This is a genomic window from Pseudomonas sp. 29, assembly GCF_002754355.1.
In the GTDB taxonomy this organism is placed as follows: Bacteria; Pseudomonadota; Gammaproteobacteria; order Pseudomonadales; family Pseudomonadaceae; genus Aquipseudomonas; species Aquipseudomonas neuropathica.
Genome location: NZ_PEEY01000001.1, coordinates 5939623 through 5954594, shown reverse-complemented (window position 1 = coordinate 5954594; position 14972 = coordinate 5939623). Strand labels below are relative to the sequence as shown.

At 59.2% G+C, this 14972-nt stretch carries 11 protein-coding genes; 3 read left to right on the top strand and 8 right to left on the bottom strand.

Annotated features, from left to right (window positions below):
- Positions 1-143: 143 nt before the first annotated feature.
- The 3 genes from CLU80_RS27750 to tpx form a co-directional block, all read right to left on the bottom strand.
- Positions 144-3245 (bottom strand): MdtB/MuxB family multidrug efflux RND transporter permease subunit, encoded by a 3102-nt coding sequence (locus CLU80_RS27750; protein ID WP_099759037.1) that lies wholly within the window; start codon positions 3243-3245, stop codon positions 144-146.
- Positions 3242-4549, bottom strand: a complete 1308-nt coding sequence (locus tag CLU80_RS27745) for an MdtA/MuxA family multidrug efflux RND transporter periplasmic adaptor subunit (RefSeq protein ID WP_099759036.1) — start codon at positions 4547-4549, stop codon at positions 3242-3244. The genes CLU80_RS27750 and CLU80_RS27745 overlap by 4 nt, the downstream gene beginning before the upstream one ends.
- Before the next feature lie 175 nt (positions 4550-4724).
- The gene (gene tpx / locus CLU80_RS27740) at positions 4725-5225 is read right to left on the bottom strand and encodes a thiol peroxidase (protein ID WP_007914372.1); all 501 of its coding nucleotides are present in this window, start codon (positions 5223-5225) and stop codon (positions 4725-4727) included.
- 343 nt (positions 5226-5568) lie between these two features.
- Here tpx and CLU80_RS27735 point away from each other — a divergent pair, with 343 nt between their 5' ends.
- Positions 5569-5994, top strand: a complete 426-nt coding sequence (locus CLU80_RS27735) for a YciI family protein (RefSeq protein ID WP_099759035.1) — start codon at positions 5569-5571, stop codon at positions 5992-5994.
- Between the two features lie 441 nt (positions 5995-6435).
- Here CLU80_RS27735 and CLU80_RS27730 read toward each other — a convergent pair whose 3' ends face one another.
- On the bottom strand, positions 6436-6804 hold the full coding sequence (locus CLU80_RS27730) for a DUF6124 family protein (RefSeq protein WP_099759421.1): 369 nt from the start codon (positions 6802-6804) through the stop codon (positions 6436-6438).
- A gap of 646 nt (positions 6805-7450) precedes the next feature.
- Here CLU80_RS27730 and CLU80_RS27725 point away from each other — a divergent pair.
- A complete protein-coding gene (locus CLU80_RS27725) occupies positions 7451-9079 on the top strand; it encodes a J domain-containing protein (protein ID WP_099759034.1) in 1629 nt (542 codons plus the stop codon).
- A complete protein-coding gene (locus tag CLU80_RS27720) occupies positions 9076-10071 on the top strand; it encodes a DUF3829 domain-containing protein (protein ID WP_099759033.1) in 996 nt (331 codons plus the stop codon). The genes CLU80_RS27725 and CLU80_RS27720 overlap by 4 nt, the downstream gene beginning before the upstream one ends.
- Positions 10072-10120: 49 nt before the next feature.
- Here CLU80_RS27720 and CLU80_RS27715 read toward each other — a convergent pair whose 3' ends face one another.
- From CLU80_RS27715 to nirA, 4 genes are all read right to left on the bottom strand, one after another.
- Positions 10121-10795: a DUF3313 domain-containing protein gene (locus CLU80_RS27715; RefSeq protein ID WP_093433003.1), complete on the bottom strand. Its 675-nt coding sequence runs from the start codon at positions 10793-10795 to the stop codon at positions 10121-10123.
- A 635-nt stretch (positions 10796-11430) separates the two neighbouring features.
- Positions 11431-12405, bottom strand: a complete 975-nt coding sequence (locus CLU80_RS27710; RefSeq protein ID WP_099759032.1) for a hypothetical protein — start codon at positions 12403-12405, stop codon at positions 11431-11433.
- Positions 12406-12638: 233 nt separating this feature from the next.
- Positions 12639-13118 carry a DUF934 domain-containing protein gene (locus CLU80_RS27705; RefSeq protein ID WP_099759031.1) on the bottom strand — a complete coding sequence of 160 codons (480 nt, stop codon included), beginning with the start codon at positions 13116-13118 and terminating at the stop codon, positions 12639-12641.
- Positions 13115-14788: a nitrite reductase NirA gene (nirA, locus tag CLU80_RS27700; RefSeq protein ID WP_099759030.1), complete on the bottom strand. Its 1674-nt coding sequence runs from the start codon at positions 14786-14788 to the stop codon at positions 13115-13117. Before nirA ends, CLU80_RS27705 begins: the two co-directional genes overlap by 4 nt.
- Between the last annotated feature and the right edge of the window lie 184 nt (positions 14789-14972).

The following is a 14972-nucleotide window of genomic DNA, read 5'->3' as shown; positions in this document are numbered from 1 at the left end:
ACCACCGTTCCCTGCATCACCACACAATCCTGTGGGAGCGAGCTTGCTCGCGAATTCATTTTGACATTCAACGTAGACGTCGACTGATTGGCCGCTTTCGCGAGCAAGCTCGCTCCCACAAGGGATGTGTGATGCTCGCGAAGTCATACCGACACCTCTTCAGTGTCAGCATTGGTCTTGCCAAAGCGCCGACCGAGGCGGTCGAAATACAGGTAGATCACTGGCGTGGTGAACAGCGTCAGCACCTGACTCACCAGCAGACCACCGACCATCACCAGACCCAGCGGCTGACGCAATTCAGCGCCGGAACCGGTCGCGAGCATCAACGGCACCGCACCAAACAGCGCCGCCAGCGTGGTCATCAGAATCGGCCGGAAGCGCAGCAGCGCGGCCTGATAGATCGCCTGTTCCGGCGCCATGCCTTGCGTGCGTTCAGCATCGAGGGCGAAGTCGATCATCATGATCGCGTTTTTCTTGACGATACCGATCAGCAAGATGATGCCGATGATCGCGATCATGCCCAGATCATTGCCGCTGAGCAGCAACGCCAGCAAGGCACCGACGGCCGCCGACGGCAAGGTCGAGAGAATGGTGATCGGGTGAATGTAGCTCTCGTACAGCACGCCCAGCACGATGTACATGGTCACCACCGCCGCCAGAATCAGCAGCAAGGTGCTCGACAGCGAAGCCTGGAACGCTTCGGCCGCGCCCTGGAACTGGGTCTGCACGCCGACCGGCATGCCGATGTCCTTCTGCACCTGTTCAATGATGTCGACCGCATGCCCCAGCGCCACACCGGGCGCGAGGTTGAACGACATCATTACCGCCGGGAACTGGCCAATATGGGTGATCGCCAGTTGCGCCTGACGCTCCTCGATATGAGCCAGACTCGACAGGCGTACCTGCGCGTCATCGGTGGTCTTGACGTGAATCTGGTCCAGCGCCTGCGGGCCGATCTTCTCTCCGGCCTGGGCTTGCAGCACCACGCGGTACTGGCTGGCCTGGGTGTAAATGGTCGAGATCTGCCGCTGGCCAAAAGCGTCATAGAGCGCATCGGTGATGTTCGCCACCGAAACGCCAAGGCGTGAGGCGGCATCGCGATCGATCACCAGATAGACCTGTAAACCCTTGTCCTGCAAATCACTGGCAACGTCGGTCAATTCCGGCCGTTGGGCCAGCGCTTCGACCAGTCGCCCGCTCCACTGGCTGAGCAGTTCGGAATCCGGCGAGGACATGCTGAACTGATACTGGGTCCGGCTGACACGGTCTTCGATGGTCAGGTCCTGCACCGGCTGCATGAACAGGCGGATGCCGACCAGTTTGTCCAGTTGCGGTTGCAGGCGCGCAATCACTTCAGTGGCGCTTAGATCGCGATCGCCATGGGGCTTGAGGTTGATCAGCAAGCGGCCGCTGTTGAGCGTGGCGTTATCGCCGTCGACACCGATGTAGGACGACAGGCTCTGCACCGCCGGATCTTGCAGAATGATTTTCGCCAGTTGCTGCTGACGCTCGCCCATCGCGGCGAAGGAGATCGACTGCGGCGCTTCGGAAATGCCCTGAATCACCCCGGTGTCCTGCACCGGGAAGAAGCCTTTCGGCACGACCATGTAAAGGAATACGGTCAACGCCAGTGTGCCGATAGCCACCAGCAAGGTCAGCGGCTGATGCTTGAGCACCCAGCGCAGCATCCGACCGTACTCGGCGATCATCCAGTCGATGACAGCGCCGCTGGCACGGTAGAAACGGCCTTGCTCGTGTTCTTCAGGTTCACGCTTGAGCAGACGCGCGCACATCATCGGCGTCAGGGTCAGCGAGACCACCAGCGAAATCAGGATCGCCACGGCCAGGGTGATGGCGAACTCGCGGAACAGCCGCCCGACCACGTCGGCCATGAACAACAGCGGAATCAATACTGCGATCAGCGATAGGGTCAGGGAAATCAGGGTGAAACCAATTTGCTTGGCACCTTTGAGCGCGGCCTGCATCGGGCTGTCGCCCTCTTCGATGAAACGCGCAATGTTCTCGAGCATGACGATGGCGTCGTCGACCACAAAACCGGTGGCAATGGTCAGCGCCATCAAGGTCAGGTTGTTGACCGAGAAGCCGGCCAGATACATCACGCCGAAAGTGCCGATCAGCGACAGAGGCACGGCCACCGACGGAATGATCGTGGCACTGGCGCGCCGCAGGAACAGAAACGTCACCATCACCACCAGGGCGATGGCGATCAGCAATTCGTGTTGCACGTCAGTGACCGAGGCGCGGATGGTCTGCGTGCGATCCGTCAGCACCGTCACTTCGAGGCCGGCAGGCAGGTTGTCGGTGATGCTCGGCAGCAGCGCCTTGATGCGGTCGACCACTTCAATGACGTTGGCACCCGGCTGACGCTGGATGTTCAGCAATACCGCCTGATTCTGGTTGGCCCACGCAGCGAGACGTTCGTTCTCGGCGCCATCGACAATTTCCGCCACGTCCTTGAGCCGCAACGGCGCGCCGTTCTTGTAGGCGAGGATCAGGTTGGCGTAATCCTTGGGCGAGGTCAGTTGGTCGTTGGCGTCGAGCATCGACACCCGCGTCGGGCCGTCAAAGTTGCCCTTCGGCTGGTTGACGTTGGAAGCACTGATCAAGGTGCGCACGTCCGCCAGGTTCAAGCTGTTGGCCGCCAACGCTTCCGGGTTGACCTTGATGCGCACGGCCTGACGCTGGCCGCCGGCAATGCTGACCATGCCGACGCCGCTGATCTGGGCGATTTTCTGCGCCATACGCGTATCGACCAGGTCATTGAGTTTGGGCAGCAGCATGGTTTTCGAGGTAATCGCCAGGGTCAGCACCGGGGTGTCTGCCGGGTTGACCTTGTTGTACACCGGCGGCGCCGGCAAATCGGTGGGCAGCAGATTGGTCGCGGCGTTGATCGCGGCCTGCACCTGCTGCTCGGCGACGTCCATGTTGATGTCGAGGCTGAAGCGCAGGGTCAGCACCGACGCACCGCCGGAACTGGTCGAGGCCATTTGCGTCAGGCCCGGCATCTGCCCGAACTGGCGCTCGAGCGGCGCAGTTACGGCACTGGTCATCACATCCGGGCTGGCGCCGGGATACAAGGTCATGACGCGGATGGTCGGGTAGTCGACCTGGGGCAGCGCCGAAACCGGCAGCAGGCGGTAAGCGATCAAGCCGGCCAGAACAATGGCCAGCATGCTCAGGGTGGTGGCTACCGGTCGGAGGATGAACAGCCGCGAAATGTTCATGCGCCCTTCTTGGCCTTGTCGGTGACAGCAGCGTCAGTCGGGGTGGCAGCAGATTTGCCTTGCAGGTGTTCAGTTGGAGTGGTCGGCACTTGATTGCTGTCGTTGACCACTTCCACTTCGCTGCCTTCCTTGAGGCGGTCGGTGCCTTCCAGCACCACGCGGTCGCCGGCGGCCAGGCCTTCGGTGACCACGGTGTTTTCGCCATCACTGGCGCCGATCTTCAATTGGCGAATGGTGACTTTCCTGTCGCCATCCAGTGCATAGACGAAGGTGCCGTTGGTGCCGAACTGGATGGCCGCCGACGGTGCCAGCACCACGCCTTTCAGCGTGTCAGCGAGCAAGTGAACGTTGACGAACTGGTTGGGGAACAGCGCCTGATCACGGTTATCGTAGCGGGCCTTGAACTTCAAGGTGCCGGTGGCAACGTCGATCTGGTTGTCGAGGCTTTGCAGAACGCCGGTGGCTTGCAGTTTGCTGTCGCCGCGGTCCCACGCCTCGGCCGGAAGTTTGGCGCCGCTGCGATAACGCGCGAGCACGGTTTCGAGGCTGTTTTCCGGCAAGGTGAAAGCGACGCTGATCGGTTGCGTCTGGGTGATCACCGCGAGGGACGTGGTGTCATTGGCGGTGACGAGGTTGCCGACGTCGACCTGGCGCAGGCCGACACGACCGGCAATCGGCGCGCGGATCTTGGTGAATTCGAGATTGAGCTTGGCATCGTTGACCGCGGCCTGATTGGTCTTGACCGTGCCCAGATACTGACCGACCAGCGCTTCGGCGGTGTCCAGCGTCTGTTTGGCAATGCTGTCCTCTTTGTACAAACCGCGATAACGCTCGACGTCGACCTGAGCGTTTTTCAGTTGCGCCTGATTCTGCAGCAACGTGCCTTCGGCTTGTAGCAAGGCGTTCTGATACGGGCGTGGGTCGATCTCGGCCAACAGGTCACCGGCCTTGACCATCTGCCCTTCTTCGAAATTGATCTTGACCAGCTCGCCGCCCACCCGGCTGCGCACATTGATGGTGTTGAGCGCGGTCACCGTGCCCAGCGCCTTGTAGTACAGCGGGAAGTCGCCAGTAACCGCCGGCGCCACGCGCACCGGAATCGGCCCGGTGCCGCCACCGAAGCCCGGCCGCATCATCCCCGAACGCCCGGTGTGCCCGGCCGCAGCTTTGTCGGCGCCCTCTTTGTGGGCTGAACCGGCGGGCCAGAATTTCCAGCACAGGACGGCGATCACCAACAAGACCAGCAGGCTGATCAGCCAGCGACGGGAGTTACGAGGGGACGATTGCATGGAGTCATTAACCATTGGGCGCGTGGGCTTCTTTTACGGGAGGCTGAACGATAAGCACTGGTGGGGAAATAGCAAAGCAGCTTTACCGGCAATTTACCTTCAACTTACGTTTCAAGGTGTGAGGCAAAACACTGATACACAAATGAAAACGGCCTGGACAGGGCCAGGCCGTTAACAATTGTAAAAGCGCTTACTTGAGAACGGACAGCGCCGCTTCGTAGTTAGGCTCTTCAGCGATTTCCTTGACCAGTTCGCTGTGCAGGACGTTGTCGTTTTCGTCCAGCACCACAACGGCGCGAGCGGTCAGGCCTTTCAGCGGGCCGTCAGCGATGGCCACGCCGTAGTTCTCGATGAACTCGGCACCGCGCAGGGTCGACAGGTTTTGTACGTTTTCCAGACCTTCGGCGCCGCAGAAACGCGCTTGCGCGAACGGTAGGTCAGCCGAGATGCACAGCACCACGGTGTTGGCGATGTCGTTGGCCTGAGCGTTGAACTTGCGCACGGAAGTGGCGCAGGTCGGGGTGTCGACGCTTGGGAAGATGTTCAGCACTTTGCGCTTGCCGGCGAAGTCTTTCAGGGTGACGTCGGACAGATTGCCGGCAACCAGAGAAAAGGCTGGCGCCTTGGAACCGGCTTGTGGCAACTGGCCGTTGACTTGAACCGGATTGCCTTTAAGGGTGACTTGAGCCATGACTTGAGTCCTTCTGATGTTTTGATTGGAAAGCATGCAAGAGGCCGAAGTTAACCACGAAATGGTCCGACGACCTATGCCCTGTTTGGAAATTGTTGGGTGCCTGCGCGAAAAATTGTATACAAAACCACAACCATCCCCCTGTAGGAGTGAGCCTGCTCGCGATAGCGGTGTGTCATATACGCAAATGTTGAATGACACATCGCTATCGCGAGCAGGCTCACTCCTACAATTAGATCTGCGGTGTGAAAAATTCTCCGCACTTTTACCAGAGACCCTGTCGATTCAAGTGTGGCCCGTTCGACTAAGCAATGAATCCCACCAAACTCACGGAGTAACCGCCATGCGCTTCATGATCCTTGTCAAAGCCAGCGCCGATTCGGAAGCCGGCATCATGCCCAGCGAAGAGCTGATCACCGCGATGGGCAACTTCAACGAAGAACTGGTCAAGGCCGGCATCCTGATCGATTGCGATGGCCTGCACCCGAGTAGCAAAGGTGCTCGCGTGCATTTCTCCGGTGACAAACGCACGGTCATCGACGGGCCGTTCATCGAAACCAAAGAACTGGTGGCCGGCTACTGGATCTGGGAAGTGAAATCAAAAGAAGAAGCCATCGAATGGGTCAAGCGCTGCCCTAATCCGATGCCGGGCGAGTCTGACATTGAAATCCGTCAGATATTTTCTGCCGAAGACTTCGGCGCTGAGTTCACTCCTGAAGCGCGGGAACAGGAAGAGCGTGTCCGCGAACAGGCCAAGAAAAACGGCTAAACCGGAGATCCTATGTAGGAGCTGCCGAAGGCTGCGATCTTTTGATCTCAAAAAGCAAAGTCAAAAGATCACAGCCTCATTTCATTCGACAGCTACAGAATCGATCACTCGGGCATAGAGCGGATCTTGATCGTTCCCACGCTCTGCGTGGGAATGCCTCAAGGGACGCTCTGCGTTCCAGCTTGCGAATTTGACGCAGAGCGTCAAGGGCTGCATTCCCACGCAGAGCGTGGGAACGATCATTCAACAGAGATCAGTTATTGAGCTCGACGTGATCCTGGGCTTGATTCACCGCGAGTTCACCCAGCATGACGACCTGTGCGATACCCAGTGCAGTGGGAATGCCTCAAGGGACGCTCTGCGTTCCAGCTTGCGAATTTGACGCAGAGCGTCAAGGGCTGCATTCCTTTGCTGCGCGTGGGAACGATCATTCAAGGGAGATCAGTTCTTGAGTTCGACGTGATCCAAGGCTTGATTCACCGCGAGTTCCCCCAACATGACGACCTGTGCGATCCCCAATGCAGTCTTGCGCTGCGAGGTTTCCAGCGAGGCGGCGAAGTTCATCAGCATTTCACTGGCCGAGCCTAGGGTTTCGCTGGCGTTGGCGAGCAGGGATTCAGTGTTGTACCTGGGATTGGCGAGGTACATGGGTTCCGGCTCGTTGGCACTGGACATGATATGGGCGCTGGGGTTGAGGTAGAAATCGAGGGCGCGGTCGGCGGCTTCGTGGAGTTTTTTACTGTCGACTGAGGCGTAGGGGGATGTGGTGTCGGTGTCTGATTCTGGGGGATTGGGTGTTGGCTTTTTCATAGTGTTTTCTCTATCCGAACGGTGGAGCTGGTCCATTCGGCTTCCGGTCGAATGGGTGGCAGCTGTACGCAGGCTGGAAACCCGGGGGACAGAGAAACCCGGACGACCCGAAGGTCCCCCACGCACAGCCGCCATAACTAAGTACGCACCAAAAAAAGGTGCGCAAGCATACGTCATGAACGGTGCTGTTGCGTTCAGTTTTCCCCCGGGGTTTCCAGTCCCGGTCGCTGATTTGGCAGCGACGAACACAGGCTAGAGACCCGACGTCCGACGGACAACCTGAAAACCTTGTGGGAACGTTCCGCAAATTCCAAACAACGTTTAAACATCCCGAATTGAAATACGCATATGTAGTAGCGTCCGAAGGCTCGAGCCGCGATCGGACGAACTTTTGATTTTGCATTTAAAAAACACAATCGAAAGATCCTAACCTCGTGTCACTCGCCAGCTCCTGTCGCCAGTGCGCCGTCCGCTTGCAGGGTCAGTTGGCGGGTGATGCCCGGCATCGACGGCAACCCATACTGCCGCTGGTTTGTCGGCCAATAAGCAACAGCTGAGGACTTTTTCACGCGAAACAGGTAGGGTGCGCAAAATCAAAGTGCCATCACTGGACCGCGTCGCAGGTTTTCATGGAGTTGTACACGCAATGAGTTGCTGGACCGTCCTTGGCCTCACGGCCGACGCCGATACGCGCAGTATCAAACGCCAATACGCCGCCCTGCTCAAACAGACCCGTCCGGACGAAGACGCCGAGGGCTTCCAGCGCCTGCGTGACGCCTACGAGCAAGCCCTGAATTACAAGGAATGGGCGCAGGCCAGCGAGGACCACGGGGCTGATGAAGACGCCTGGGACTTGACCGGTCTGACCGTAGTCGAAGTCGATGCCTTGCAGCAGGCGACCCGCTCGCTGGCCGACACCAGCCTTGCACAATTGCAACAGCGCCATGCCCTCGCCGTTGAAGAGGGTTGCGCGCATATCCTCGAAGAGACCCTGCTGCAGCATTGCATCGAGCACCCGGATACATCGGCGCCGATGGTCGATTGGGCGGTGCAGACGTATCACTGGTTCAGTGCCTGGCAGCGGCTGGAACTGGACGAGGAATCCATCGAACATTTGCTCGATCACCAGCGGGAACGCATGACTAGACCGCTGCGTGATGCCCTCGAACGTGAGGACAGTGCGGCCTTTTTGCAGGCCTACGCACAGTGTGCGCAATACCTCTGGCTCGACGCTGAAGTGCACCGGCAGTGGTTCAACCTGTTCCTCAGTCGATTGCTGCTGGACAGCGAATACTGGTCTTCCGCTATTTTCGAACAGGTCTGCGCGGGCCAGGGCTGGCATTCCGGTCCGGCCAACCGTTGCCCGAAAGATGAATGGAAACGTCTGGTCGCGCGCCATGAAGCTCCGATTTTTATCGCGCAACAGCGTCAACTCGCCGAAGAGCCGCCCGCCACCGCCGAACACCGCGCCGCCCGCCTGCTGCTCGGCACTGGCCCGTTCAACCAGCGTCGCGCATTGGCCCGACGCCTGCGTGAGAAAGATTGGGAGCATTGCCGACATTTGAGTTCGGCGCTGTATGCCAATCATCCGAAGGTCTGCGCAGAGTTGCCGGGGGGCACCGCGTTTTTCTGGCGCGACTGGGAACTGAAACGCGGCGAATGGCCGACCTACGTTGGCGTGGTGCTGGCCTGTCTGATCGGTGCGTTTACTCATTTCATTCCGCTGGGGCTGCGCGTCACCGGGCTGATCAATATCGTCATGACCTCAACAATCGTGTTTGGCGTGATCGCTGCGGGCATCAACTGGCTGACGCACGAACTGGCGCACACCCATTGGCTGCTGGATGACCGCCTCAGCGCACGGTTTTGGCCGGGTTTTGCCAAGGACGCTGCGCCGTTCGGCGTACTGCGCGATCTGATTCCCTGCGCATTGATGGTGGCCGGACTCTGCTGGTTTTTCGGCCCCATCGCCGGCGTCGTCTATGCCGCCACACTGGCCTGCGTGGGTTTGATTCGTCGCCGTCAGGTCAAGCCACACACGTCCTGGGAAAAGACTAACCTGCCGGTGAAAATCGGCCTGACGCTACTCGGCGTTGTCGCCCTGGTGCTGGTGCTGGGTGTGTTCAAAGTGGCCGCCAGCCAAGGCACGGTCAACCGCAATCAGGGTCTGCAACCCTGGGCGGAGCGTTTGTGTAGCCGGTTGCCGGCGAGTTCTTTCGATTGCGGCGCCCCGGCCACCCGCGAGCAGTGGTATCCCGCGGAGGCACGGCCATGACGTCGAGATTCATGTTTGTCAGCGGCGTAGTGGTCGTTCTGGTGGTGATGGGGCTGTCGAGCGCGACCCGACCGTTCCTGAAGCTCGACCTGTGGCTTGATCAGCGCGACTCAGTGGTGACCGCACAGGCCAATGCGTTGAGTCCGATCATTGCATGCGTCAACCGTGTCGATGTGCACTGGCGCAACGCCTACGACAAATTCGAGCGTCCGCGACCAGCAGGTAATGCATTCGATAGTTATCTTGCTGAGGCTCGGGATTTCGACAACACGGATGCGTACACCGTGCAGAACATCCAAAAGGATCTCTGCCTCAGTCATATCAACGAAAAACTCGAACTCTTGGCCTATCAGCCAGTGCTTTCGCAAAAAGTCCGTGACTACGCGCAAGCACTGCAGGGCGCGGCGGTGATCTTTACGCCGGAGCGACTCGACAGAAGTGCGAACTTTTATGCCACGCCGCTCGCCCGGTTGTCACAGGGCTCGGGGCAAATCCAGGCCGCCAGCAATGCCTACATCAACGCATCGACAGCCTTGCGAGAGGAACTGCTGCCACTTGATGTGGCACAGCGCTCCGAGCAGCTCAAGCTGCTGGAAGCGCGGGTGGGCAGGGAGATTCATTGGTCTCTGCTGGCGTACATGATGCAAGCCCGGGAGACATTGGAGCTGCTCGAAGACGGGATGAAACACCGCACCCTGACCCCGCAAGCCGTGGCCGATACCACCGCCGATCTGCAACAGGCGTGGAATCGTCGCGCGCCCTTCATCGCTCTTCGCGAGGGTGGATTTCGAAACAAGGACGATGACGCGCGGGAGCTGTGGCGGCACATCAGTGCGCCAGCGCAAAGCTATCTCGACGCGCTGAACACCCTGCATAAGGACTGGCAGAACCACGCCGAACCGCAACGCTTGAGCGACGATTACTACGCCGTCACCCATGGCTACGACGCCCTACTCAGCCAATACAACCGCCAGGCACGCGCCAATTTCTGAGGGTGTGCACAGGCCGGACGGTCCTCGCGGACAATCCGGCCTCGTGCGCTTACTTGGCTTTCTTGAGCTTCAGATACGACTGACGCAGGTCTGAGGCCCAGCCATCGATGACGGGTTTGACGTCATTGGTGCTCATTGCCTGCGAATCATTTTCCAGTGGCTTGCCGGTGCCTTTGCGCACCACTTGCGCGACGACCTTGTTATTCGCGCCATCGAGGAACACCGCTTCGGTGGCCAGGGTGGTTTCCTGATCGCGAATACCGCTGGCGGTGCTGACCGCAGCGGCGACCAACGCAATCGGAATTACCTCGTAAGCATGCAGGCCTTCGGTGGAGCTGCTCACGGCGGTGATTGCCGCACGCACCACAATCACGCCCGGGCCAGGACCGGTGGCCAACGGCAAGTCTTTGCCGATCTCACGTTTGAGCGCCTGATCGTAGTAGGAAGTGATGCCATTGAGGGTTTGCTGGGAGATTTTCGCGGTCGGTTGCGGTTTCGGGTAGAGCTGAGTCGGCTCGATGTACACACTGGTGAATTTCCTGACGTCGACCTTCGGATCGATCCAGCGCATCACCTCGGCACCGGACGGGGATTTGGCCTCCTTGAGCTGGCTGTAGTCTTTGAGGAATCCTGAGTACTCTTTCGGGTCGACGGTTTTGCTGGAACAACCCACCATTGCGACGGTGGCAATGCACAGAGTGCCCATCATCACTGCTAGCTTCATGCTGTAACTCCTGTCAGAAGGCCGAAAAACTTTGCCCGGGGGAATTACAGGTATAGCTAAAACTTCAGTAATTGCGATTGCACAGCACAATATTCACGCAAGGCTGCGCGGCGGATCACAAGCGTCATTTGAAAGACGTCTAGCATCCGGCAACGCTGCATCGAGCTCTTGGCCATTGGTGAGTTTCAAGAATCCGCTGCATTGGAACAAGCTGAGCCAGAACGCCCGCAAGTGCTGTTGCAGGGGTGGAAGAAGATGAACATGGGGGATCCGGCGCTTAAGTGACCGGCTGGAAATTGTCTTCCCTCACCCTAGCCCTCTCCCAGAGGGAGAGGGGACCGATTGGGGGATATTCAAGAGTTCCGCCGACTTGAGCGATTGCCTTTGAATCCATAATCGACTCGGTCTTTCACGTCAGTGTCGCTCGCCAGACACCTCGGTCAGTCCCCTCTCTCAGAGGTAGATAGAGGGGACCGATTGGGGGAGATTCGAGAGATGCACCGACGTGATCGATTGGCTTGGAATCCATAATCAACTCGGTCTGTCACGTCGGTGTCGCTCGCCAGACACCTCGGTCAGTCCCCTCTCCCTCCGGGAGAGGGTTAGGGTGAGGGGCTTTTCAGGGGTTCACCCCGTTACCAGGACGAAGTCTCACCACTGCGCAAGGCCATCTCCCGCCGATTGTTGATGTGCATCGCCTTGATCAAGGACACCGTGCCCACCAGCAAAATCGCCGCCCCCAACAGGAAGTCGATGTTGTACAGCTGGAAGTCCTGCACCGGCCCGATCAGCAGCACCCGCACGATCGCGGCGCCCAACAGCGTGGCAAGGAAGTCGATCCCCGGTTCATTGCGGTAAAACACCAGCAGTAACGGCAGGCACAACACCAACAGCAGCAACAACACCACCACCTTGAACGAACCTTTGCGCTCGACGCTGAAGGCACATTCGTGCGGCCCGTACGCCTTGTAATCCTCGTCGCGGATCATCGAGGTTTTCTCGTTGATGTAGTCGACGCGGTTGTACTTCTGGATCGGCGTGAAGGTGTTGGACATCTCCATCAACGTGGTGATGTTCTTGAAGCGCAGGTCGATGCGCTCGCTGCCCTTGAGGTAATAGAGCACCGGCTTATAGCCGTAGCGGTAGGTGTCGAACGGGAACTCGGTGACCTGACCCTGTACGCCAATCGGGCGCGGTTCAAGTTCGGCGTAGGCGCTTTTGTTGGTGGCCGACAGGTTGCGGCTCAGCGGCTGCACCTTGACCTGCTCAAGGAAGATCGGCGTGACGCCGTAGGACCATTGCAACGGCTCCAGACGCAGGCGCAGTTCATTGCGAGCGAGGTCGTAGCGGTTGAAGGTGCGTTCGGAAACCACCAGGGAACCACTGAGCATGAACTCGCCGCGCAGGTTATTGGTGACGCGCAAGGTCAACTGGTCCTTGCCCAGCAGCGCTGCTTCCGTAGTCGGTGGTGTGCCACACCACGCGGTGCTTTCGCCGACGCCGCCGAGCTGGCCGTCGCGGTTTTCCTTGAATACATAAAAGTAACTGGCCCACAGCGTCACCATTAACAGCAACGCTGTGAGGCCGAGGATTTTTTTGCCCGGACTCACTGATCAGACTCCCTTCTTCGGTTCCATCGTCCAGCCGAAAACCCGCTGGCGACGGCGACTCTACCAAAAGGCCACCACTCACCCAAGGGAAAATGCCCGAGTCAGGAGGTTTCTAGGGGTTTCCCCGGTGTACTTCGAAGATCAAAAGATCGTCCGAACGCGGCCCGAACCTGCGGCAGCTCCTACCCTTGACCTCATGTAGGAGCTGCCGAAGGCTGCGATCTTTTCAAGCGTCAGCGCCGCCGGAACAACGGACGTGGTTCGATGACTGAGCGCCCATACAACACGCTCATTCCGGCCAATCCTTTCAGCGCATCCTCAGCCGATTTGTCCTCACGCACCGCAAAACTGTCGAACCCGCACTGGCGCATATGGCTGAGCTGATCACGCAACACGTCGCCAATCGCGCGCAACTCCCCTGCCCAGCCGAACCGGCTGCGCAGCAGATAAGCCTGGCTGTAAGCACGCCCGTCGCGAAAGCTCGGAAAATCCAGTGCGATCAGCGGTAAAGAGGCCAGCCACGGCACCAGACTTTCAACCTCATCGTCGGGGCCGAGCCACACCGCATGAGTCGACGGTGATTCCAGCCAATGCATCAGCGGCAATATCAGCAAACCCTCCGGCCTTAGCGTCGATGGTTCGCGCATCAACGTCCACGGATCGTCTGTCACTATCCGCGCCACGCCCTGCTCCAGCCGCAACAGATTGTTCATACCGCCGCCTCCAGCGTCTTCGGATAGACCCGTTCCTTGAACGGCTCCAGGCCGATCCGCGCGATGGTGTCGACGAACAATTCCTCGTGCTCGCGATAGCGCACAAACGTGCGGATGATCCGCTCGATCACCTGTGGCACCTCGGCGGCGCTGAACGACGGGCCGATGACTTTGCCCAGCGCGCTGTTTTTGCCCTGGGCGCCGCCGAGGGTGATCTGATACCACTCGCTGCCGTTCTTATCGACGCCGAGGATGCCGATATTGCCGATGTGGTGGTGGCCGCAGGCGTTCATGCACCCAGAAATATTCAGGCTGATATCACCCAGATCATGCAGGTAATCAAGATTATCGAAACGCGCCTGAATCGCCTGGGCGATCGGGATCGATTTGGCGTTGGCCAGTGCACAGAAATCGCCACCGGGGCAGGCAATGATGTCGGTCAGCAGGCCGACGTTGGCGCTGCCCAGGTCGTGTTTGCACGCCAGTTGCCACAGCGCATAGAGGTCGGTTTTCGGAACATCGGGCAAGACGATGTTCTGCTCATGGGCGATGCGGATCTCGCCAAAACCGAAACGCTGCGACCAGTCGGCGACTACGAGCATCTGCGCGCCGGTGACATCCCCCGGCGGCGCCGCCATGCCCGGTTTGGTCGACAGTACCACGCTGGTGTAGCCCGGCACCTTGTGCGGCTGCACGTTGCGCGCGACCCAACGGGCAAACGCCGGGCTTTCGGCCAAGCGCGTGCCGAAGTCCAGATCGGTGTCGGCCAGGGTGTGATAAACCGGCGGCACGAAGGCGCTGGCGACCCGCTGATATTCGGCTTCGGTCAACTGCGCCGGGCCGTCCTTGAGGTGCCGCCATTCCTCTTCGACTTCCTTGGCAAACGCCTCAATGCCCAGTGCCTTGACCAGAATCTTGATCCGCGCCTTGTACTTGTTGTCACGTCGACCATGGCGGTTGTACACCCGCAGCACGGCCTCGACGTAGGACAGCAAATGCTGCCACGGCAAGCCTTCGCGGATCTGTAAACCGAGAATCGGCGTGCGCCCCAGACCACCGCCGACGATCACTCGCAGAAGCATCTGCCCATCGCGGCCGGGGTAAAGGTAGAGGCCGATGTCGTGCATCATGATTGCCGCGCGATCCTGCTTCGCCGAGCAAATGGCGATCTTGAATTTGCGTGGCAGAAACAGGAATTCCGGGTTGATCGTCGACCACTGCCGCAGAATCTCGGCCAATGGGCGCGGGTCGATCAACTCGTCCGCCGCGACCCCGGCGAACGCCTCGGTGGTGATGTTGCGCACGCAGTTGCCGGAGGTCTGGATCGCATGCATGTTGACCTGCGCCAGACGTTCGAGGATATCCGGCACGTCGCTCAGTTCGATCCAGTTGAACTGCATGTTCTGCCGCGTAGTGAAGTGACCGTAACCACGATCGTAATCGCTGGCGATGCTGGCCAGCGTGCGCATCTGTTCGGCGCTCAAGGTGCCGTAGGGAATCGCCACGCGCAGCATGTAGGCGTGCTTCTGCATGTACAGGCCGTTTTGCAGGCGCAGCGGCAAAAACTCCTCTTCGCTCAACTCCCCGGCCATGAAGCGCTCGACCTGATCGCGAAACTGCGCAACACGCTCGAACACCAGCGCCCGGTCGTAATCATCGTATTGATACATGCCTGCCACCTCATCAGTTATTCCTGTGGGAGCGAGCCTGCTCGCTCCCACAGTTTTCTTCAGAGCACTATGACGAAGCAGCGCAGCACGTTACAGATTCACCTGAACTCATAAAAACCATATCAGGGCGCGGCAGAACGCCGCAGTCAGCCCTTCAATCTGATCCGCACAAATCAAAGATTCC